Source organism: Algoriphagus yeomjeoni, assembly GCF_003259505.1.
Lineage (GTDB): Bacteria > Bacteroidota > Bacteroidia > Cytophagales > Cyclobacteriaceae > Algoriphagus > Algoriphagus yeomjeoni.
This window is the reverse complement of sequence record NZ_QLLK01000001.1, coordinates 685,153-706,670: the sequence shown is the minus strand read 5'-3', so window position 1 is coordinate 706,670 and position 21,518 is coordinate 685,153. Positions and strand designations below refer to the sequence as shown.

Sequence of the window (21,518 nt, the reverse complement as noted above, 5' to 3'; positions counted from 1 at the left end):
CTTGTAGCACCAGACCCAAAATAGCTCCTCTGCAATTGACCCTTTGTCCTGCGGATGAGCTATTTTGTTCTAAACCTATTTCCAATTGTAATTCCTGAGTAGTGATCTTAGATAAAAAAATCAAAACCACTTGTTCCTACTGCGGCGTCGGCTGCGGAATAGTCGCTGGCGTAGATGCTCAAAACAAGGTGCAAGTCCAAGGCGATCAAGATCATCCAGTAAATCAGGGTATGCTTTGCTCCAAAGGCATGAACCTACACTACGTAGTCAATGACACTTCAGATAGAATTCTTTATCCCGAAATGCGATGGAGCAGGTCACATCCTAGGGAGCGTGTGAGTTGGGATGATGGTCTCGATAGAGCCGCGGGAGTTTTCAAGTCTTTGATCCAAAAATACGGTCCAAAAAGTGTAGGCTTTTACATTTCAGGCCAGTGTCTGACAGAGGAATATTACATCGCCAATAAGCTCACAAAAGGCTTTTTGGGAACAAATAACATCGATACAAACAGTCGCTTGTGCATGAGTTCGGCGGTGGTCGCCTACAAAAAAACCTTTGGTGAGGATTCAGTTCCAATTTCCTACGAGGACATAGAATTGGCAGATGCTTTTTTAATTGCTGGTGCAAATCCTGCTTGGTGTCACCCTATCCTTTTTCGCAGACTGGAAAAGCATAAGGAGAAAAACCCGAATGTGAAGATCATAGTAGTGGATCCCCGTAAGACCGACTCCGCTTCTTTCGCAGATATCCACCTACAAATAATTCCTGGCACTGACATCATTCTCTACAATGCCATTGGCAAGAGAATCATAGATATAGGATTGGCGGATAAGGAATTTATAGAAAAACACACTGAGAATTACCTGAAATACCGCAAGCAAGTGATGGCTACTTCGTTGAAAGAAGCTTCTAAACTTTGTGGAATTTCAGTGGATGACATTAAAAAAATAGCTGAGATCATCGGGGAATCGAAAGGTTTTATCAGCATGTGGGCGATGGGACTCAACCAAAGCGCCATCGGTACAGATAAGAACTTTTCTCTATTGAATCTTTCGCTAGTGACCGGCAGAATCGGAAAGCCAGGAAATGGCCCCTTCTCTCTTACGGGACAACCCAATGCAATGGGTGGACGTGAGGTAGGCGGAATGGCGAGTTTGCTGGCTGTTCACAAAGACTTGAATAATCCAGTGCATCGTCAAGAAGTGGCGAATTTCTGGGGCGTAAATGAGATTTCTCCCGAACCAGGTTATTCTGCGACGGAGATGTTTGATGCACTGGAAAGTGGCGAGATGAAAGCCGTTTGGATTATTTGCACCAATCCTATGGTAAGTTTGCCGAACTCCAAGCGAATCGAGAAGGCAATGAAGAACGCCAAATTCGTCGTCGTTCAGGATATCTCGCACAAAGCAGATACTCTGGAATACGCAGACTTGGTACTACCTGCCGCTGGCTGGTTGGAGAAAGAAGGAACCATGACAAATTCAGAGCGTAGAATCTCCTACCTGAATAAGGGCATCAACCCTCCGGGAGAAGCAAGACCCGATGTAGAGATTCTTTGTGATTTCGCCAGAAGAATGGGTTTCCGAGGTTTCAATTTCAACAATACCGAAGAAATCTACGAGGAATATTGTGCGATGACCAAAGGCACAAACATCGATATTTCTTTCTTGAATTACGATCGATTGAAAAGTGAAGGAACTTTCCAATGGCCTGTTCCAGAATACAGACACCTCGGAACTCCCCGACTTTTTGCAGATAATAAATTCTACACGCCAACTCAAAAAGCAATCTTTAATATACCAGCTCAGATCGAGAACACTTCTGAAAAAACGAGCAAGGAATACCCGCTAATTCTTACTACCGGCCGTATCCGTGATCAATGGCATACTATGACTAAGACGGGGAAAGTTTCGAGGCTTCGGACGCATTACCCTAGCCCAGTTTTGGAAATCAACCCTATTGATGCCTATCTGGACAAGGTAAAAGATGGAGATGTGGTGGAAGTAAAAAGTAAAAATGGAATAGTTAGAGTTAAAGCGAAATTATCTAATAGCATACGAGAATGCGTAGTTTTTCTCCCAATGCATTGGGGAAAGCAACTGCAAAGCGATCTCAATCGAGCGAATAACTTGACAAAAACCGTTGTCGATCCACAGTCCAAGGAACCGGATTTCAAATTCACCACGGTATCCGTTTCCAAGTACAAAAAAGCCCCAGAGAAAATCGTGGTAGTGGGTGCCGGTGCTGCAGCTTTCCGCTTTATCCAAAATTATAGAGAGCACAATGAATCAGATCAAATTCATGTCTTCTCCAAAGAACCGCACCCATTTTACAATCGGGTGCTTTTGCCGGAATATGTAACGGAAGAATTGACTTGGGAGCAACTTCAGAAGATCAAGGAATATGAGCTCCAAAAACTGAAAATCTCTCTTCATACCGGACTATCGATAGATAAGATCGACCCTGAGAAGCAAGTGGTAGTTGACGATAATGGAAAAGAATACCCCTTCGACAAACTAATTCTAGCTACAGGAAGCAGAGCTTTTATCCCAAAAGATGCGCAGTTAGACTTGCCTGGAAGATTTACCATGCGAAGCAAAATTGACGCAGATCGATTCAAAGATTACCTTGACTCTACCAAATTACCTCCTGAAAATCAACATGTGGTGATCATTGGTGGTGGATTGCTGGGTCTGGAGCTTGCCGCAGCTTTGCAGCATAATCGCGTGAAAGTAACCATTGTGCAGCGTGCCTCCCGACTGATGGAAAGGCAGCTGGATGAAGTTTCAAGCAAACTACTTTCTCTGGATGTGCAGGAGCGCGGAATCCACGTCTATTTCGACAATGAAGTGAGCACAGTATTCGACGATGAGGAACAAAAATCACTTTCTATCACACTGAAAAGCGGAAAAATAATTTATGCCAATGCGGTTGTTTATGCAATTGGTACGCAGCCAAATATTAAAATCGCACGAGATAATGGCATCCTATGCGGACGTGGAATCAAAGTGAATCAGCATTTACAAACCAATTATCCCAACATTTTCGCAATTGGCGAGATTGCGGAATTCGAGAATCAGTTGTTTGGTATTACCTCAGCAGCTGAAGAGCAGGCCATGGTTTTAGCCAATTACATTGCCGGAGATGTCAGCAGTATTTATGGAGGATCCGTACTGATGAATATTCTAAAATTCAAGGATTTGGAACTGTGCAGCATTGGGGATATCATCATACCAGAAAATGATGATAGCTACGAGGAAATCATTTTTACAGACATGAAGCGTCGTTACTATAAGAAATGTATCGTAAAGGATGATCTGCTTATAGGTGCAGTTTTGATGGGAGACAAAAATGAATTTGCTGAATTCAAATCCCTTATCGAAAACAAAATTGAACTTTCTGAAAAAAGAAAATCCTTGTTAATGGGATCTTCTGATACACGGCCAGTTATCGGAAAATTAGTATGTAGCTGTAGCCGCGTAGGTGAAGGAAATATCAAGGAAGCAATTGCCAGCGGATGTACGGATTTCACCGCATTATGTCAGGAAACTGGTGCTGGTCTAGGCTGCGGAAGTTGCAAAACGGAAGTGAGGGAAATACTTCACCAATCAAAGGTGTTGGTATGAAATCACCCCCTCAGAAATAAAAATTTAGAATATAAAAAAGTGAGATTATGGTGTCCGCCTGTGCGAAGTCGAAGGCTCTTTTAAATTTAAGAAAATTATTGTCCTCGACTCCGCTCGGACTGACACAATTTGCTGAAAAAAATAATACGTCAATAGGTAGGACAACATGTTCCGGACAGGGCTATCTGACCATTGAAAAGTAAACAGATGAAACAGACATTCTCAAGAGTTGTAGTTAAAGGCGGAGTGCTATCACCCGCTGAATTAAAACAGATTTTGGAACTGGCAGAAAGTGCTGGTTTGGACACGATTTCTCTGGGCTCTCGTCAGGACATTCTTTTCATCAAAGAAGATGATTCACTAGAAATTGATCCTCAAAATAAATTTCAGCTGGTATCTCCCGAAGAAATCGGGGCAGAAAATATTGTTTCTTCCTATGTGTCCGCTGACATTTTCCCAAATACTCCATGGCTTACCAGCGATCGATACTTGTACATTTTGGAGCAATTCAGAGTCCAACCAAATCTGAAGATCAACATCACTGATCCAAAGCAACGCTTAGTGCCATTGTTTACAGGTCACTTAAATTTCATTGCCTCAGAGCATGAGGACTACTGGTACCTGTATGCTCGCTTGCCTGAATGGGAAGATACCATGATGTATCCAGCGCTTATTTACAGTTGGGATATGGCAAAAGTCGCTGCTGCAATTGAGGACCTTTTGAAGGAGGAACCAGCCGATGTGGAGTTTCTGTTTGAGTTGGTAAATGAAGCGGTGGACTCAAACAACCGCACAGTAGATAGCCCGTTGGAAGTGCCATTTTACCCGTTTCCATACTATGAGGGCATAAACCGAGTTGGAAATGACCGCTACTGGTTGGGGCTGTATTGGAGAAATAATAGATACTATACCGACTTTTTGAAGGTACTTTGCGATCTCTGTGCAGACAGTAAAATCGGGAAAATATCCATTACACCTTGGAAATCCATCATCATCAAAGGCATACCTGAAAACACAAAGATCGAATGGGAAAGGCTGCTTGGTCGCTACGGTATAAATGTGCGTCATTCCATGTTGGAGTTGAATTGGCACCTTCCGGTCAATAATAAATCAGCACTCAAGCTCAAGGAATACCTAGTTGACAACTTCGACAAGCGAGATATCAGTACTTACGGACTTACTTTTGGAATCACTGATTATACGAGGAAAGCATACTATTTCACCTCCATCATCATAGAGAAGAATCAGCCACCAGCAGAATTGAAAGGCATCAAAATCCGAAATACGTACAATTTGCTTTATGCCAAAAACTTTGATCCAAACACACAGCAATACATTGTCTACGTACAGGAAGTGGATAAGGTAGAACTTCCGGGGCTTTTGATTGAGTTGAGCAAGATGTATTTCGAGCAGCTGGGAAAAAAACCTGAGGGTTCGAAAAAACTTACTACGCCAAAAGAAACTGTAAAAACTGAAGCCTATCAATGCTCAGATTGTCTCACAGTTTATGATCCGATATTTGGAGATTTGGTTCAAAACATTGCTCCATTAACTCCATTTGAGGCTTTACCTGAAAGCTATCTATGTTCCCTTTGCGAAGCACCTAAATCAAAGTTTGTGAAAATAACTTTTGAAAAGCAGGTGGATTAGGAAGTTTTGAGTGATCAGGAAACAGTCGCAGCGATCAGACGGGAAAATATAATTGTTTGGCAAAAAATAGAATACTGAAATTCACTCTTAAAATTACTTAGTTTTTATACGTATTGTATTTAGATTTTTATAAGTATTTATACTTATATTTGGTTCGAGATTTAACCACTAACACTCGAACTATGAAAAAGATTTTTACGCTAATACTTGCCTTCGTAGCATACTATCAAGTTGCAATCGCTCAGGAATTCACGTTGGATGCGGATATACGTCCTCGGTTTGAATATCGCCACGGATTTGGAAACCTTTTTCCAACAGATGCCAAGGCAGCTGCATTTGTGACACAGCGATCCAGGCTCAACATGGGTTTTCAGGACGAAAAGCTAAGCCTCTACTTAAGTGTACAGGACGTAAGTACCTGGGGCGATACCCAGCAACTCAGTGCTGCTGATGGCAATGATTCTTTTGGGCTGTTTCAGGCTTGGCTGCGCTATTCTTTTACACCAAACTGGGCTCTCAAACTAGGCCGACAAGTCATATCTTACGATGATCAGCGTATCCTCGGGGGAGTGGATTGGGCTATGCAGGGAAGATTTCATGATGCCGCGATGATCCAGTATTCGAAGGATAAATTCAAGCTGGATTTAGCTTTTGCCTACAATCAGGAGGATCAAAAGACTATCGGAAGTGATTACGCTATTACTGGATTTTTCTCCTATAAAACCATGCAAATGGCCCACTTGACCAAGACTTGGGATAAGGCATCGTTTAGCTTTCTCTTTATGAATAATGGTTTCCAGAAATACACTAGCGCCCCTGTCCCTCAGACGGACGGACTTTACTACCGCCAGACGACAGGAACATACTTTACCTTTCCATTATCTACCCTTACTATTACGGGTTCAGCTTATTTGCAGACCGGAATGGCCAATGCCACCACTGATCTGAGTGCGTACCAGTATATGCTTGAGGCAAAATATAAAATAAGAAAAGTGACACTAATCGCGGGCTTTGAGTCTCTCAGTGGGACAGACCAAGCTGGTGAGGATAAGAATAAGTCTTTCTTCCCACTTTATGGTACAAACCACAAATTCAATGGCTATATGGATTATTTCTATGTAGGAAATCACGCCAATAACGTAGGACTGAATGATGTCTATGGAAAAGTAGCTTTGCCAACTGGGGAGAAATCAACAATTGGTTTAAATGCTCACGTATTCTTTTCAAATGCAGAAATGGCAAACGATCTATCGCAAAACCTAGGTACAGAGCTTGACTTGGTTTATGGTAACACTCTCGGAAAATATGTAAAAATGAATGTGGGCTATTCTCAACTATTTGCAACAGAAAGTATGAGCGCGATCAAAGGCGGTGTCAGCTCTGAAAACACCAATAACTGGGGCTGGGTACAGCTGATCGTCAATCCTAGACTGTTGACTTATAGATTTAAGGAGGATTAATCCCTCGCCTCAAACTCTCGCTTTGCCTCATCCAAAAACTCAACAAATTCCTGAATATCTGTTTCATACCCTTTAGGCTGAGCAAGGAGATTTTCATTATGATCTAAGATCACGTAGTAAGGTTGCGCATTATTTTGGAAGCGGGAAATCTGAAAATCTGCGTTTTGCTTTCCCAATGTTTTCTTGACTTTATTATCGTATTCTGAAGTGTACCATTCGCTCTCTGGAAGCTCCAATCGCTCGTCTATATAAAGTGCTACCATAACGAAATCCTCTTTAAGTCGCTTTAATACCTGAGGGTCTACCCAGACATTTTCTTCCATCTTTCGGCAGTTCACACAGCCATGTCCAGTGAAGTCAATGAGGAGAGGCTTATTTGCCTTTTTTGCAGCCCTCATTGCTTGCTCATAGTCAAAATACCCCTGAATCCCGAGAGGTATTTCCAGCGGGATGTCCGCATATTTCACAGGTTCACCAAGGATGCTTTCTCCAGCATCAGTACTTAGGCCCCCAGTTATTTTAAATTGCTGGGTGGACATAGGAGGCAGGTATCCGCTTAGATACTTCAAAGGAGCGCCAAACAAACCTGGAATCATGTAGAGGACAAACATGAAAGTTGCCAATGCCAGAAGCAAACGTGGAACTCCAATGGTATCCGCTGGTGAATCGTGTGGAAGGCGGATTTTGCCCAAAAGGTAAAGACCTAATCCGCTGAATATCACAATCCAAATGATCAGGAAAATATTCCGATCAAGAATTCCCCAATGATAAACCAAATCAGCTATAGAAAGGAATTTGAATGCTAATGCGAGTTCCAAGAAACCTAAAACCACTTTCACTGAATTCAGCCAGCCACCAGACTTTGGCAGGCGATTCATCCATTCTGGGAAAATAGCGAATAGCGTAAATGGAATAGCGAAAGCCAGAGAAAAAGCAAACATTCCCAAGATTGGCTTAAGCAATTCTCCGCCAGCTGAAGAGATCAAAATCGATCCCACGATCGGGCCAGTACAGGAAAACGACACCAACACCAAGGTGAACGCCATAAAGAAAATGCCCGTCAGACCACCTTTTTCAGCTTTTTCATCTACTTTATTGACAAATCCTGAAGGCAAGGTAATCTCGAACATGCCTAGAAAAGCCAAAGCGAAAAAGATAAAAATCCCAAAGAAAAAGAGATTTGGAAGCCAATGCGTGGCTAACCAATTGGCAAACTCTGGTCCTTGGATAGCTGCAACTGCCGTGCCCGCAATCGTGTAAATAGCAATGATTGACAAACCATAAATGATCGCATTTCTTATTCCCGTTGCCTTGTTTCCTGCTCTGCCAGTGAAAAAGCTCACGGTCATTGGAATCATTGGGAACACGCATGGAGTCAACAATGCGGCCAGTCCAGCCAAGAAAGCCAACACCATGAAACCAAAGAGCGACTCATTTTCCTGAATTGGAATAATTTCAATAGGTTCAGAAGAATTTGCGACCGGCTCATCAACCTGATTCTCCTGGATACCAAAAGGAGAATCCTCTGTTTCAGAATCAGAAGAAGAAAATGTATCAATTGCTTGACCTGTACTTTCACTTTCTGAAGGCGTTGAGGTTATAGCAGCCTCACTAGCCTCGAAATCTATCTCTATATCAAGATCATAATTTATGCATTGCCCTGTCACATCAGAGCACATCTGATATTCTAAAGTTCCTGAGATTTTTCCTGAAGTAGTTATAGGGACAAAAGATTGCTCAAACCTCCCCTTTCCAATAAAATACTTAACGTCACCTTCCCAGATATCCTCATACTTTGTCTTAGAATCAATGGCTGTGAAATCACCTTTTAATTCATATCCGGCTGGATTATCCAGTTTCAAGGTCGCCAAAATTGGCCCTAGATTCGGATCAAAATCATTAGCATAGATATACCATCCGATTGGGATTTGGGCTTCAAGCACCAAAGTAGCTTCTTCACCTTGCACAAGACTTTTTGGCTCAACTGAAATCGACCATTTTGGTGGAGCGATAATCTGTGCTTGAGCATAGAAACTGAAGAAAAGCAGTGCCAGTAGCAGTAATTTTCCTGATTTTCCTTTGGCTTTAGTCATGAAGTTGGAAAAGAGATAAATTGAGAATTGGGGCAATAGGTGGATTTATTTGTCGGAGAGTTTTCTAAACTGACGGAAGAATGCGGCGATAGTTTCTATCCCTATGAAGTAATTTTTCACACCGTAGTGCTCATTAGGTGAATGCAGCGCGTCCGTGTCCAGACCAAAACCAAACAGAATCGGATCCGAACCTAATTCCTTTTGGAACAAAGCAACGATAGGAATAGATCCACCTTCACGTGTAGGAATTGGTCTTTTCCCGAAAGTCTCTTCCATTGCAGCCTCTGCAGCCTTGTATCCAACAGAAGAATCGGAAACAACAGCTGGAGCACCGCCATGATGAGCTTTCACTTTTACCTTCACGGATTTCGGAGCGATAGACTTGAAGTGACTCTCAAATAACTCAGCGATTTCTCGCCAGTCCTGATCAGGCACTAAGCGCATGGAAATTTTAGCATTAGCCTTTGATGGCAAAACAGTTTTTGCTCCTTCACCTATATATCCACCCCAGATTCCATTGACATCCAGCGTAGGACGAATCCCCACTCGCTCTATAGTCGTGTAGCCTTTTTCACCATGGACATCAGCTATATCCAACTTGTCCTGGTATTCATTAAGGTCAAAAGGAGCCTCATTCAGTCTTTCTCTTTGCGCAGCAGTCAACTCCTGCACTTTGTCGTAGAAGCCTGGAATCGTAATGTGCTTATTTTCATCCTGCATAGAGGCTATCATATCGCAAAGCACATTGATCGGATTGGCAACAGCGCCTCCGTAAGTACCTGAGTGAAGATCACGATTGGAACCGGTAACTTCCACTTCCATATAGGCCATGCCGCGAAGGCCAACTGTAATGGAAGGATCTTGCATGGAAATCATATGCGTATCAGAAATCAAAATGACATCTGCTTTCAATTTCTCTTTATTCTCAATGACGAATTTGTCCAAATTATCAGAGCCAACTTCCTCCTCACCTTCGATCATGAACTTGACATTGCACGGCAAATCTCCCGAAGCCATCATCGCTTCAAAAGCTTTCACATACATGTAAAATTGTCCTTTGTCATCCGCCGAACCACGGGCGAAAATTGCCCCCTCAGGATGAATTTTTGTCTTTTTGATCACTGGCTCAAAAGGAGGAGAATCCCAAAGCTCATAAGGGTCAGCAGGCTGAACATCGTAATGCCCGTACACCAAGACTGTTGGCAAGGCAGGATCAATGATTTTTTCACCATAAACAATCGGATAGCCTTTGGTTTGACAGATTTCCACCAAGTCTGCTCCCGCTTTTTCCAGACTTTCCTTTACAAAATCAGCTGCTGCAAAAACATCATCTTTAAATTTGGGATCAGCACTTACCGATGGAATGCGGAGCAAATCCAACAATTCATTGAGAAAGCGATCTTTATTGTCACGGATAAAATCATTAACAGCCATATATCTGGGGATTATTTAGTAAAGCCCCAAAATTATCCTTTTCAGCCTGAAATGCCTATTTTAAAAATGTAATTGTCAGTAGCGAAGACCGTATGAACGAGAGAAGCTGAATAGTGACAAAAAAATAAAGCACATTGAAACATTGAAAACATATCATCAAACTTTGTTCGCTATGCTACTTTGTGGTCAATGAATATTTACCACTAAGTCATCAAAGTTAGGTTTGCTCGGCCATGAAGATCGAGTACGAATTCTAGGTTTTGAGACCTATGATTCTATATGGTTAAAATAATCAACCACATAGAATTATAGAAAACATAGCTTTAAAGATCTTTAATTCTTTGCGGTGAAAAAATAACATCAGTATGAAAGCAATTATTTGTGCGGAATTTGATTTACCTGAAAACTTAAAAATCGCAGAATTACCTGATCCTTCGGCCAAGGAAAATCAGGTTTTGATCCAAGTAGAAGTATGTGGAGTGAGCTATCCAGACTTACTGATCATCCAAAACAAATATCAATTCAAACCTGAGCTACCATTTTCTCCGGGAGGAGAAGTGGTTGGGAAAATCACAAAGGTTGGAGCGCATGTGAAGGAACTGAAAATTGGTGATAGAGTTTTGGCACTTTGTCGCTGGGGAGGTTTCGCTGAGAAAGTAGCTGTGGATAGTGATCGAGTTTTTGTACTTCCTAATGGAATTTCTTCACAAATAGCAGCCAGCTCTCTCTATTCTCTGAGCACAGCTTACCATGGCTTGAAAGACCGGGCAAATCTTCAAACAGGAGAAACATTGCTAGTACTTGGCGCTTCTGGCGCAATTGGAATTGCCGCCATAGAACTCGGAAAAGCAATGGGAGCCAAAGTTATAGCTGCAGCATCCTCAGATGAGAAGCTAGCTTATTGTAAAAGTAAAGGAGCCGATGACACGATCAATTATGAATCGGAAGATTTGAAAAACCGAATTAAAGAGTTGACAGATGAAAAAGGAGTTGATGTTGTATTAGACCCTGTCGGAGGTAAATATACTGATCCAGCTTTACGAGGAATGGCTTGGAAAGGAAGGTACTTGGTCGTGGGGTTTGCTAATGGAGAAATCCCAAAGATCCCCATGAATCTACCCTTGCTCAAAGGATGTTCTATAGTCGGCGTTTTTTGGGGGAATTTTTCGAAAGTAGAAGCAGAGCAAAACAGATTAAACCTTGAGCAATTGAATCAATGGATTCTGGATGGAAAAATAACTGGGCATGAAGTTGAAGAATATGGATTGGGGAATGCAAAAAAAGCTTTACAGGCTATTCAGGATAGATGCACCTATATAAAAGGAGTCGTAAGGATATTTTAATTTTAGCCAAATTCAAAAAGAGCGTACAGACTAACCTTTCTCGCAAGTCTGTACACACTTCTAGTTAAGATATTGCTTTCACATTTACCTCAATATTACCTCGGGTAGCTTTAGAATAGGGACAAACTTCATGAGCTGCATCAGCCAATTTCTGGGCCTCTTCCAGTGACTCAGCATGAGGTATTTTTACAAAAATATCTACTCCCAAACCGAAATCACCGGGACCATAATTTCCCAGATGAACTTTGGCAGTAATTTCAGAATCCCGCAAGCTAGTTTTACCTGCCACAGCCCCTAGTGCACCTCCAAAACAAGCGGCATAGCCCGCAGCAAAAAGTTGCTCTGGATTAGTTTTGCCTCCCTCTCCCCCTATCTCTTTTGGCATAGCGACATCAAAATCCAACAGTCCATCCTCAGTTTTCACATGGCCTTTTCTTCCCCCAGTATTTACTGCTACTGCGGTATAATCAATATTCAGCTTTTTCATTTAGTTAGAGTTTTTTAATATTTTGGATATGCTCTAACATGTTTAGAAGTGAATAGTTTAGATCTGGTACGTCTAATTCGGTGCTCTGGATAAATTTTTCATTCAATGGTCCCAAGACTTCCATGACTTTAGATTGAAGGGATTTGCCTGGGTAGGTTAATTCTACATGGACAGTTCGTTCGTCTGCTTCGCCACGTTGCCTTTTCACGTAATTCATGGCTTCCAGTTTTTTCAACAAGGGGGTCAAGGTACCTGAATCCAAGAAGAGACGCTTCCCTATTTCATTTACTTTCAACCCATCTTCCTCCCACAAAACCGAGAGCACAAGAAACTGTGGATAGGTCAAATTCAGTTCATTCAAACTGCTTTGAATAAACTGAATAAGTAATCTGGAACTTGAATAAAGAGAGAGCGAAAGCTGATGGATTGGAAGCATAGGAGAGAAATAAGATTTTATACAATCTAACTGTATAATATTAAAAATCAATCCCCCTTAAAAGTATTATCTCATCAATTAACCACTTTTTAACCAAGGGAATAGCCATTTTGGTAGGCATAATGAAGCTTGGTATTGGCTTCCCAATCATCTAGAAATACTTGTGCAATTGGATCCCATTTAAGCGGGCGCCCTAATTGATGAGCGATATTTCCGATGGTGCACGCTGTGCAAGAGCTATGACCGATTTCAACAGGAACTACAGGATCTTTTCGCTTAATTATACAATCAATAAAATCTAAGTGATGATCACCGAATCCAAACTCATCTTTCTCGAATTTGCGCTCGCAGGCTAGAACATCTGTGTCGTAATTACCTCTCGAAACCTTAATCCAGCCCTTTTCACCAATAAACTTCACGCCCTGCCTCCCTTCGTCAAAAGGCTCAATAATCATGGGCACACCATTTGAATAAATGTATTTCAGCGGCGTAGAATCAGTACCAGGTATCACTTCTACCGGACCATTTCTATCCATTCCCAATCCCCACTGAGCTATGTCAATCATGTGCGCTCCCCAATCTGTCATTAATCCACCTCCCGTTTCTTCGTACCATCTCCAAGCTCCCCATACTTTCTCATTTTGCTCTGGGTTCAGGCTAATTGGCGGGTTTAGCTCTTCGTTGTAATGGATATCTGGAAGTGGTCCAACCCAAGACTTCCAATCTAATCCTACAGGAACAGGCTGAGCAGGCAAATCATAAGGCTTAGGATGTGGTGGAGTGCCTACATTTACCAAAACCTGCTTGATATTTCCCAGCATTCCTTTTTGAACCATCCGGACTGCATGCTGAAAATTAGCCCCCGATCGCTGCATGCTTCCTACCGCCAGTACGGTCCCGTTGGAGCGCACTGCTTTAACTAATTCTTGGCCTTCATGTATGGTGAACGTCAGTGGCTTTTCCAAGTAAATATCTTTTCCCGCATGGCAGGCATCAATGGCCATCATCGCATGCCAATGATCCGGCGAAGCGATCACGACCGCATCTACCTCAGGATTGGCTAGTAATGCTTTATAGTCAACATAGACTTTCAGTGCTGGTGCCTCTCTTTTTTCATCTTTATAATGCTTTGCTACACGCTCTTTGAATCGTTCCAACTTAATTTCATAGACATCTGCACCAGCGACGACATCTACAATTGGGTTTTTCATCATGTTGCTCAGCAATCCCATAGCTTGTCTTCCTACACCAATGAATCCAAGTCGGATTTTGGATGAGTCTGCGAATGCATCAGAAGTCTTACCAAAACTTAGGTTTGGGATCACACCTAGTCCGACGGTACTTAGAACAGAAGCGCTTAAAAACTTCCTTCGGGAAAAATTTGATTTGCTCATTGCAAGGGAGATTGAGTTATTAAATGGGTCTTGTGATAATTAGGCAATAAAGTACTGATTTTCTGAGGTACTGAAAAATATTAAAATTGCTATTTGATTAAAGGTTCTTGCTATCTCTACTTGAAGAAGAAACTCTTTTGGGAAATTTATACTTTTGACATGGAGAAGCATAAAGCTATGACGATACAACAACTAGAATACCTAATTGCAGTCGATAAACACAGGCATTTTGGCAACGCTGCGGAAAGTTGTTTTGTAACTCAACCCACACTGAGTGCGCAGCTCAGTAAGTTGGAAAGGGATTTGGGGGTGATTCTTTTTGATCGAAGTAAAATGCCAGTGATCCCTACTGAAATGGGTGTGCAAATAATCAGGCAAGCCAAAAAGGTAGTATCAGAAAGTAAAGGAATTTTTGAATTGGTAGCTGACTTGAAGGGAGATGTTTCGGGTGTGATTAAGTTGGGTATCATTCCTACTTTGGCACCGTACCTATTGCATCTTTTTATCAGAAAATTTTTGGAGAAATATCCATATGTGAAGCTTGAAGTGCAGGAAATGGTTACTGAAGAGGTAGTGAAAAAATTAAAAAATGACGAGTTGGATCTAGGCATTATTGTGACCCCCTTGGAGGAGGCAGGAATTGTCGAGAAACCTATGTTTTATGAAAAGTTTTTTGCCTATTTATCTAAGGAACATCCCTTATTAATAGAATCAGTTTTTCACCCAGAAAAAGTACAGAAAGAGGATTTTTGGGTACTTCAGCAAGGCCATTGCTTCCGAGACCAGGTAATTAATCTATGTGATCAAAGCCTGAGCGGGCCAAAGAATTTTCACTATGAAAGCGGTTCACTCGAAGGCCTAAAGAATATGGTGAACCGATACAAGGGAGTTACATTATTACCAGAATTAGCAACCTTAGAACTTTCTGATGAGGAAAAAACCCGATTAAGACCGTTTGACGGGGTGTCACCTACCCGGGAAGTAAGTATTATATTAAACCGAAGTTTCCTCAAGCAAAAGCTCGTGGAACTGCTATACAAAGAAATCACAGATTCCATTCCTCAGAAAATGACCTCTAAAGCTCATGGAAAAATAGTGAGGTTTAAATAAGATTTATTGCTTGGTTAGTATATAATGATCTGCAAGATCACCGGTGATCATATTACCATCCATGTCTAGTTGCCAAAGGCGATTTTCACCAACTTTATACTGCCTCGGCCCGTTGCTTACCTGCTCCAACGTGATAATCGATCCTGTTTCGTCCCACGTAAATGTGCCCATATCATCCTCTTCTAGTGCGTCATTTCTACCAAAATAGTGCGTTGACAGCTTATAAGTGCGATCAGTATTGAGCGTAAGTGTGGTTTCTATCCCCTCACAACTGGCACAGGGAACAGTGCCTTTGTAAGTTCCATTCCAGTCTAATGCGGTGGCGGAATTATCTCCTTCATACAAGTATTGGTCTGAGACTATGATTTCTTCCTCATTTTCAGATGTTGACTCGGAATTGGAGCAGGAAGTAGTCAGTGCCAAGGAAGCAAAAAGTCCTAGTAGAATCAGATTTTTGTTCATATTCAGTCAATCAATTTTGCAAAAAAGATCAAGAATTAGACCGAAAGAGCCATTTCATGGGAATTTCACAATCTTTTGAATGAGGTGGAAAAAACTTAGAGCAATTATTTGAAGCGATACTATCAAGATGTTGAAACCACAAATAAAGAATCGCCATCTTTTTTTAACAGCCCTTACAAGTTGAAAATACCAAAGTGCCAAAGGACACCAGCCGGATCATGGAGAAAAAACTCATTTCCCCAGTCGTTATATTTTATACTACTTAGTTTAGTGCCAGGAAATTTATCTGGTAAACCTAGAACTTTTATCGCTTCCCAATAGGATTCAAGATCATCTTCGATTTCTAGAAAAATCATGGAGTTTTCACACCAGGGTTTCTCATAAGCATCCTGTAAATAGAAGGCTAGAGAATCCGTCACATTTACTAAAGACATTTTGGTGTCAAGAGACTTCACCTCGAAACCCAGCACTTGGTAAAAGCGAATGCTCTCATTATAGCTTTTTGAACCAATAAATGTTCTAATAGATTTGGCTGGGTGTATCATACGCCGAATTGTGTCAGATGGTGATCTAGATGTTTATAAAAAAGGGCATTCCATTCCTCAGCAGTCAGCGGACCAAAGGAAAGAGATTCCTTTCCCCCAAAATACGGGATGCCAAGGTCTCGGGTTTTTTCTAAAAAGCCAATCAAACGTGCTTTTTCTGTCTCAAAATCCCTTCGCTCAGCAATAATGAAGGCTGGAGCAGTTCGAGAATTTTTAGGATAAGGCTTGTCATTTACCACCCCATTCTTGACGAAGGCTTTTAACAAGAACCGCATAAATGGATTTGGCTTTGGATGCTTATCGGTATAGGCCATCTCATAAGCTACGCAGCAATGAGCCATCATTTGATCTACCCGCATGATCCCCCACCGAGGAGTGGTCTCTGGAGTTAGTTCATTTATTCTGTCGATCAATTCCTGAACGATCTGGGGATGAAAAATATTTTTCATGGCTTGGCATCAAAAAGGTTTAAGATTCAAGTTAAGAAAATGAACTCAAAAACGAATTCCAGAAGGGTTCCATTTTTCTTGTCGAGACCAAATACGACAAACTGACTTTTAAAACTTTTATAATCAGTCAATTAAATTATTTTGGTTTATAATATAAACTTATTTACATTTATCGAACCAAACACCTAACACTTAAAATCATGAAAAAAGAATTATCAAGTAGTGAGTCCTTAGCGATCATCACTGATATGATTGCTAAAGTCAAAAAAGAAGCTGCAGGAGATGGAAGTTTTCACCTTTTGCTATGGGGATGGGTTATTGCAATTTGCAATCTTGGGTTTTATGCTCTGGAGAAAGCAAATTATGAATACCCATATTACATCTGGATCTTAGTTGTACCAGCTTCCCTATTCAGTTTTTACTGGAGTTACAACAAGCGGAGTAAGGCAAAATTTAAAACACATTTAGACCAGATTCTGAACCAAATCTGGATAGGGATATTTATTGCGATTCTAATTGTCCTAAGTTTTATGCCCGTGCTGGGATATAATCATAACCCTGTGATTTTGCTCCTTGCTGCAGTAGGGATGTTTGCCACCGGAAGTATTATCAGAGTTTCGGTAGTTAAGATTGGTGGGTTAGTTTTGGCATTTGCTGCTATTATTGCATTCCTAGTTTCCGTTTCTGATCAATATTTAGTTGGTGGGATTGCGATGGTTTTGGGATATCTTGTGCCTGGTTATTACTTAAAAAACACTTATCGTGAGCGCGTTTAAGCCACTAGACCCTCTTTTACATTCACAGTTACGCTTAGCGGTTATGTCCATCCTCATCAGCGTGGAATCTGCAGAATTCACATTTCTCAAAGAGAAAACTGAATCAACCGCAGGAAATCTAAGTGTGCAGTTAGACAAGCTAGATAAGGCCGAGTACATCAACATCACTAAGTCGTTCAAAGGAAAGCGGCCGCTAACTACCTGCGCCATAACACAAAAGGGGATAAGGGCTTTCGAGAGTTATGTTGAAAATCTCAAAAATTACATTACTTAAAAAATTTGATTATTTAGTTTAAAATATAAACCAATTTACATAAATCATGAAAAAATTCACACTTTTAGTACTCGCTTTTTATACCATTACAAACATTTCATTTGCTCAAAGCGGTGAAACTGATAAAACTTCCCAAGCTGAAATGAAAAAGCTATCCTTTCTAGTTGGCGAATGGTCCGGATCCGGCTGGATGATGGGTCAGGATAGAGTCAAACATACCTTTAATCAATCTGAAAATATTCAGTTCAAATTAGATTCCACAGCAATTTTAATTGAAGGGCTTGGCAAGTCAGAGGGAAAAATAGTTCACAATGCTATGGCCATCATTACATTTACCGGCAAGGAAGACCAGTTTGATTTTCAATCATTTCTCTCGTCTGGTCAAAAGGGTAGTTTCAAGTCAGAATTGATAGATGGTATCTATTATTGGTATCCCACAGAGTCAGTCAGATACATAATCCAAATAAATGAGAAAGGTCAATGGAGTGAAATTGGAGAATTCAACCAAGGAGATACCTGGTATCCCTTTTTGGAGATGACACTGGATAAGAAAGAGTGAAACTATAATTTCAGGGACCTTCCTTAATGAGAGTTAGGTCCCTGAAAACTATAATTAAGATACAGCCTAATTCTCACGAAAACGCTGATTACTGAAAGCTCTTCTAATTAAAAATAGTAGCTTGCGAGTCTCTAATCACTCCTTGCCACCTATATTTTCTGTTGGATTCAGTATCATCTTAAAGTCTAACGCCAATCGGCAAGTCATTTTCTAAGGTTGAAAAGTTAATCACCCAATGCTTAAAAAATTACTTCCCTCTTTATTAATCATGATTGTGTTATTGTTAGCCGGTGCCATCATGCATTGGTTAGGAAGACCTGTCTACTGGCCAGGGTTCATTGCCATGATGTTTTTCTATGCAGCTATTTTCTACATAGGCACTTATGCTGCCAATATGAAAGGACAGGAAACTGAGGACAGTGTCATGCTCGCTGGACGATCCCTTCCACTTGGGGTAGCCATATTTACCATGAGTGCTACTTGGGTAGGAGGAGGCTATATCAACGGTACAGCCGAGTACACCAATTCTTCGGGTATCGCCTGGGTTCAAGCACCCTGGGGATATGCACTAAGCCTCATCATTGGAGGCTTATTTTTTGCGCGGAAAATGAGAAGATATGAGTTTAAAACCATGATCGACCCCTTGGAGCAGCGATTTGGTAAAAATGTAGCTGCTGCGTTAAGCCTTCCAGCTATTACTGGTGAGTTGTTTTGGACTTCTGCTATCCTTACGGCACTTGGCACCACTTTCGGCACCGTCTTAGGAATGGACTTCGTTCCTTCCATCATCCTATCTGCAGCCATCGCCATCGCATATACGGCTTTAGGTGGATTGTGGGCAGTTGCTTTTACAGATGTTATACAGATGGTTCTATTGTTCGTTGGACTTATTCTTGTTATTCCTTTTGCGCTGGAAAAAGTAGGGGGATGGGACTACGCTTGGGCTACCTACCAAGAAAATAAAGGAATTTATGCCAACCTGTTTCCTCCTATCGACGGATGGAAAAGTGACCTTTGGGGAGACAGCTATTGGAACTGGTGGGATTCGGCTCTTCTTTTAATCTTTGGCGGAATTCCTTGGCAGGTTTATTTCCAACGAGTATTGGCTTCCAAAAATGAGAAAGTAGCCATGCGACTTTCGATCATCGCTGGTTTCGTGTGTATGATAGCTGCGGTTCCGGCTATCATGATAGGAGTAATAGGCAATGTGGTAGATTGGAATTCCTTGGGAATAGCTCCTCCAGAGGAGGCAGCACTTACTTTACCCTATGTAGTAAGATATTTGACTAATCCTGTCGTAGCGACAATCGGACTCGGGGCCATTGCGGCGGCAGTGATGTCTTCTGTAGATTCCTCAATTCTCTCAGCATCTTCCATGGCTTCTTGGAATCTGTATCGAAAGCTCATGAAGCCAACTATAGATTCTAAATCTCTAGCCAAAGTCATCAAAAAAGTGATCTGGATAATAGGGATAAGTGCCACCTTGATTGCCCTTCAGGTAAAAAGCGTCTATGCACTTTGGTTCTTATGTAGTGATTTTGTGTACTGTATTCTTTTCCCGCAGCTGGTTTGTGCACTCTTCGACAAAAAAGCCAATCGCTATGGGGCAATAGCAGGACTACTTGTGTCTGTGATTTTACGATTTGGAGGAGGAGAACCTGCTTTGGGAATTGAAGCTATTATTCTATATCCAATGACTCAATTGGATGGAACGGTTCTTTTCCCATTCAGAACACTAGCTATGGCCTGTGGACTGATCAGTATTTTAGTCGTCTCTAGGCTAACTCAAAAAAGCTGCCCTCCAACAGAGCTCAAAAAAATGGGATAAATTAGTACTCCACCTTCAGTCAATGTTTGTTGACTAAAGGTGGATAAGTATCTTCAAGAATGATCCTTAATGATAAAATCAGCGCAACGCTCTCCGATCATCATTACAGTCATGTTAGGATTTACACTGGTGATAGTTGGAAAAACGGAAGCATCAGCGATACGAAGATTGCCTATTCCATTTACCTGTAACCTACTGTTAACCACCTGATTGGTATCGTGATCACCAGCCATTTTGCAAGTTCCTGCTGGATGATAGACCGTATTGTGCGTTTTATAGATATAATCAACAATTTCCTCGTCAGTTTGTATAGCTAATCCAGGAGCAAGTTCTCTTTTTATCCAGGGCTTAAGAGCTGGTTGATCCGCTATCTTACGAGCGATTTTTATACTTTCCAGCATAACTTTTATATCATACCCTTCTGGATCTGTGAAGTATTTTGGATCTATTAATGGCGCTACTTCAGGGTCTTTGGATTGTAATCGTACAGTTCCCTCACTTTTTGCCTGCATCACATTTGGCGTCAGCGAAAATGCCTGCTCCGCCGTAGGAAATCCAGCAGGGACAGTATGCATGTCAAACGCCTCTGTTCCTAAATGAAACATAATATCAGAAATGGGCAAATTAGGATCAGACTTACAGAAAATACCTATTTCATATTTCTGAGCTGTTTCAGTTGGAACTGACTTAGCAGACTCCCACATAATCACACCTTCTGGATGGTCGACCAAATGGCTTCCTACTCCCGGCAAATCCTCCACTAACGGAATATCCATTTCTCTCAGATGCTCTGCCGGACCTATACCAGAAAGCATCAAAAGTTGTGGAGTCTGAAATGCGCCTCCAGAAAGTATAACTTCTTTTTCTGCGTAGAAATCACCTTTGCTAGTTTCTAAGCCAGTCACATTTTTGTCAGAATCTAAAATCAAGCGATAAGCAAATGTCTCAGTGAGTATGGTGAGATTTTCCGGAATCTGGTCATAGGGGTGCAAGTAGGCTACAGAGCTGGAATGTCTGATATTTCCTTTCTTATTCAGTGAAAACCAACCTGCAGATTCCTTGTATTCACCTTTAATAAAATCACCTTTAGGCACACCAAATTCTTCACTGGCCTCTATCACGGCTTTGCCACAGGCATTTCCCGAATCGGAAACTTCTAGATTCACTTTTTCGAAAACCTTATCGAAGAATGGCCTGACATCATTAGGAGCCCAACCCTCTATTCCCAATTCAGTCCAAACCTGAAAATCATAATCCGGTGCCTGAAAGGCAATTGCCGAGTTATGGGAGCTACACCCTCCCATTACCTTGGCACGGCTATGTCTCATGTTGGAATTTCCATTTTTCTGTGGCTGGATGGTAAAGTCATAATCCAACTCTCCTTCCAAAAGTGATTGCCACTGATCCAGCTGAAGCACGTCTTCACGCTTTTCATCTGAGATACCTGCTTCTATAAGTAGTACCTTACCGGCCTTCTGCTCTGCAAGGCGATAAGCAGTGATCACCCCGGCAGAACCTCCGCCGACTACTATAAAATCATATTTCATAATTAAACTTTAAATGTTGATTTTCAGACAATTACCTGTCTCAAA

At 41.5% G+C, this 21,518-nt stretch carries 18 protein-coding genes; 9 read left to right on the top strand and 9 right to left on the bottom strand.

Going from position 1 to position 21,518, the window contains the following annotated elements; translation table 11 throughout:
* Positions 1–101 precede the first annotated feature (101 nt).
* From LV83_RS03075 to LV83_RS03065, 3 genes are all read left to right on the top strand, one after another.
* A complete protein-coding gene (locus tag LV83_RS03075) occupies positions 102–3,626 on the top strand; it encodes a nitrate reductase (RefSeq protein WP_211320446.1) in 3,525 nt (1,174 codons plus the stop codon).
* Positions 3,627–3,833: 207 nt separating this feature from the next.
* A complete protein-coding gene (locus tag LV83_RS03070) occupies positions 3,834–5,276 on the top strand; it encodes a rubredoxin (RefSeq protein WP_111610041.1) in 1,443 nt (480 codons plus the stop codon).
* Positions 5,277–5,458: 182 nt separating this feature from the next.
* Positions 5,459–6,736: an alginate export family protein gene (locus LV83_RS03065; RefSeq protein ID WP_111610040.1), complete on the top strand. Its 1,278-nt coding sequence runs from the start codon at positions 5,459–5,461 to the stop codon at positions 6,734–6,736.
* Here LV83_RS03065 and LV83_RS03060 read toward each other — a convergent pair.
* Together LV83_RS03060 and LV83_RS03055 are read right to left on the bottom strand one after the other, a co-directional pair.
* Complete coding sequence (locus LV83_RS03060; protein WP_111610039.1) at positions 6,733–8,829, bottom strand: protein-disulfide reductase DsbD family protein; 2,097 nt, start codon at positions 8,827–8,829, stop codon at positions 6,733–6,735. The two genes, LV83_RS03065 and LV83_RS03060, sit on opposite strands and share 4 nt — an antisense overlap.
* A gap of 45 nt (positions 8,830–8,874) precedes the next feature.
* Positions 8,875–10,263, bottom strand: a complete 1,389-nt coding sequence (locus tag LV83_RS03055; RefSeq protein ID WP_111610038.1) for a dipeptidase — start codon at positions 10,261–10,263, stop codon at positions 8,875–8,877.
* A 365-nt stretch (positions 10,264–10,628) separates the two neighbouring features.
* On the opposite strand from LV83_RS03055, the gene LV83_RS03050 reads away from it, so the two are divergent.
* Positions 10,629–11,606: an NADPH:quinone oxidoreductase family protein gene (locus LV83_RS03050; protein ID WP_111610037.1), complete on the top strand. Its 978-nt coding sequence runs from the start codon at positions 10,629–10,631 to the stop codon at positions 11,604–11,606.
* Positions 11,607–11,670: 64 nt separating this feature from the next.
* On the opposite strand, the gene LV83_RS03045 is transcribed toward LV83_RS03050, so the two are convergent.
* From LV83_RS03045 to LV83_RS03035, 3 genes are all read right to left on the bottom strand, one after another.
* Complete coding sequence (locus LV83_RS03045; RefSeq protein WP_111610036.1) at positions 11,671–12,093, bottom strand: organic hydroperoxide resistance protein; 423 nt, start codon at positions 12,091–12,093, stop codon at positions 11,671–11,673.
* A 4-nt stretch (positions 12,094–12,097) separates the two neighbouring features.
* Entirely contained in the window at positions 12,098–12,529 is a 432-nt protein-coding gene (locus tag LV83_RS03040) for a MarR family winged helix-turn-helix transcriptional regulator (RefSeq protein WP_111610035.1), read from the bottom strand.
* A gap of 89 nt (positions 12,530–12,618) precedes the next feature.
* Entirely contained in the window at positions 12,619–13,923 is a 1,305-nt protein-coding gene (locus tag LV83_RS03035; RefSeq protein WP_111610034.1) for a Gfo/Idh/MocA family protein, read from the bottom strand.
* Positions 13,924–14,100: 177 nt separating this feature from the next.
* Here LV83_RS03035 and LV83_RS03030 point away from each other — a divergent pair, with 177 nt between their 5' ends.
* A complete protein-coding gene (locus tag LV83_RS03030) occupies positions 14,101–15,033 on the top strand; it encodes a hydrogen peroxide-inducible genes activator (RefSeq protein WP_111610116.1) in 933 nt (310 codons plus the stop codon).
* A gap of 3 nt (positions 15,034–15,036) precedes the next feature.
* On the opposite strand, the gene LV83_RS03025 is transcribed toward LV83_RS03030, so the two are convergent.
* The 3 genes from LV83_RS03025 to LV83_RS03015 form a co-directional block, all read right to left on the bottom strand.
* Positions 15,037–15,495: a copper resistance protein NlpE gene (locus LV83_RS03025; protein WP_111610033.1), complete on the bottom strand. Its 459-nt coding sequence runs from the start codon at positions 15,493–15,495 to the stop codon at positions 15,037–15,039.
* 173 nt (positions 15,496–15,668) lie between these two features.
* Positions 15,669–16,040, bottom strand: a complete 372-nt coding sequence (locus LV83_RS03020) for a VOC family protein (RefSeq protein ID WP_111610032.1) — start codon at positions 16,038–16,040, stop codon at positions 15,669–15,671.
* Positions 16,037–16,489, bottom strand: a complete 453-nt coding sequence (locus LV83_RS03015; RefSeq protein ID WP_111610031.1) for a DUF1569 domain-containing protein — start codon at positions 16,487–16,489, stop codon at positions 16,037–16,039. The genes LV83_RS03020 and LV83_RS03015 overlap by 4 nt, the downstream gene beginning before the upstream one ends.
* 200 nt (positions 16,490–16,689) lie before the next feature.
* On the opposite strand from LV83_RS03015, the gene LV83_RS03010 reads away from it, so the two are divergent.
* From LV83_RS03010 to LV83_RS02995, 4 genes are all read left to right on the top strand, one after another.
* Entirely contained in the window at positions 16,690–17,265 is a 576-nt protein-coding gene (locus LV83_RS03010; protein ID WP_111610030.1) for a hypothetical protein, read from the top strand.
* Positions 17,252–17,539, top strand: a complete 288-nt coding sequence (locus tag LV83_RS03005; protein WP_211320445.1) for a winged helix-turn-helix domain-containing protein — start codon at positions 17,252–17,254, stop codon at positions 17,537–17,539. The genes LV83_RS03010 and LV83_RS03005 overlap by 14 nt, the downstream gene beginning before the upstream one ends.
* Positions 17,540–17,585: 46 nt before the next feature.
* Positions 17,586–18,098 carry a hypothetical protein gene (locus LV83_RS03000; RefSeq protein ID WP_111610028.1) on the top strand — a complete coding sequence of 171 codons (513 nt, stop codon included), beginning with the start codon at positions 17,586–17,588 and terminating at the stop codon, positions 18,096–18,098.
* Positions 18,099–18,333: 235 nt separating this feature from the next.
* Entirely contained in the window at positions 18,334–19,926 is a 1,593-nt protein-coding gene (locus LV83_RS02995; RefSeq protein ID WP_111610027.1) for a sodium:solute symporter family protein, read from the top strand.
* Positions 19,927–19,979: 53 nt separating this feature from the next.
* On the opposite strand, the gene LV83_RS02990 is transcribed toward LV83_RS02995, so the two are convergent.
* Entirely contained in the window at positions 19,980–21,473 is a 1,494-nt protein-coding gene (locus LV83_RS02990) for a GMC family oxidoreductase (RefSeq protein ID WP_111610026.1), read from the bottom strand.
* Positions 21,474–21,518: the final 45 nt, after the last annotated feature.

Excerpts from the sequence above, each read along its gene's own strand:
- LV83_RS03055 (WP_111610038.1), bottom strand. The coding sequence starts at position 10,263 with ATGGCTGTTAATGATTTTATCCGTGACAATAAAGATCGCTTTCTCAAT.
- LV83_RS03045 (WP_111610036.1), bottom strand. The coding sequence starts at position 12,093 with ATGAAAAAGCTGAATATTGATTATACCGCAGTAGCAGTAAATACTGGG.
- LV83_RS03035 (WP_111610034.1), bottom strand. The coding sequence starts at position 13,923 with ATGAGCAAATCAAATTTTTCCCGAAGGAAGTTTTTAAGCGCTTCTGTT.
- LV83_RS03015 (WP_111610031.1), bottom strand. The coding sequence starts at position 16,489 with ATGAAAAATATTTTTCATCCCCAGATCGTTCAGGAATTGATCGACAGA.
- LV83_RS03070 (WP_111610041.1), top strand. The coding sequence starts at position 3,834 with ATGAAACAGACATTCTCAAGAGTTGTAGTTAAAGGCGGAGTGCTATCA.
- LV83_RS03065 (WP_111610040.1), top strand. The coding sequence starts at position 5,459 with ATGAAAAAGATTTTTACGCTAATACTTGCCTTCGTAGCATACTATCAA.
- LV83_RS02995 (WP_111610027.1), top strand. The coding sequence starts at position 18,334 with ATGCTTAAAAAATTACTTCCCTCTTTATTAATCATGATTGTGTTATTG.
- LV83_RS03030 (WP_111610116.1), top strand. The coding sequence starts at position 14,101 with ATGACGATACAACAACTAGAATACCTAATTGCAGTCGATAAACACAGG.
- LV83_RS03020 (WP_111610032.1), bottom strand. The coding sequence starts at position 16,040 with ATGATACACCCAGCCAAATCTATTAGAACATTTATTGGTTCAAAAAGC.
- LV83_RS03025 (WP_111610033.1), bottom strand. The coding sequence starts at position 15,495 with ATGAACAAAAATCTGATTCTACTAGGACTTTTTGCTTCCTTGGCACTG.
- LV83_RS02990 (WP_111610026.1), bottom strand. The coding sequence starts at position 21,473 with ATGAAATATGATTTTATAGTAGTCGGCGGAGGTTCTGCCGGGGTGATC.
- LV83_RS03000 (WP_111610028.1), top strand. The coding sequence starts at position 17,586 with ATGAAAAAATTCACACTTTTAGTACTCGCTTTTTATACCATTACAAAC.
- LV83_RS03050 (WP_111610037.1), top strand. The coding sequence starts at position 10,629 with ATGAAAGCAATTATTTGTGCGGAATTTGATTTACCTGAAAACTTAAAA.
- LV83_RS03010 (WP_111610030.1), top strand. The coding sequence starts at position 16,690 with ATGAAAAAAGAATTATCAAGTAGTGAGTCCTTAGCGATCATCACTGAT.
- LV83_RS03060 (WP_111610039.1), bottom strand. The coding sequence starts at position 8,829 with ATGACTAAAGCCAAAGGAAAATCAGGAAAATTACTGCTACTGGCACTG.
- LV83_RS03040 (WP_111610035.1), bottom strand. The coding sequence starts at position 12,529 with ATGCTTCCAATCCATCAGCTTTCGCTCTCTCTTTATTCAAGTTCCAGA.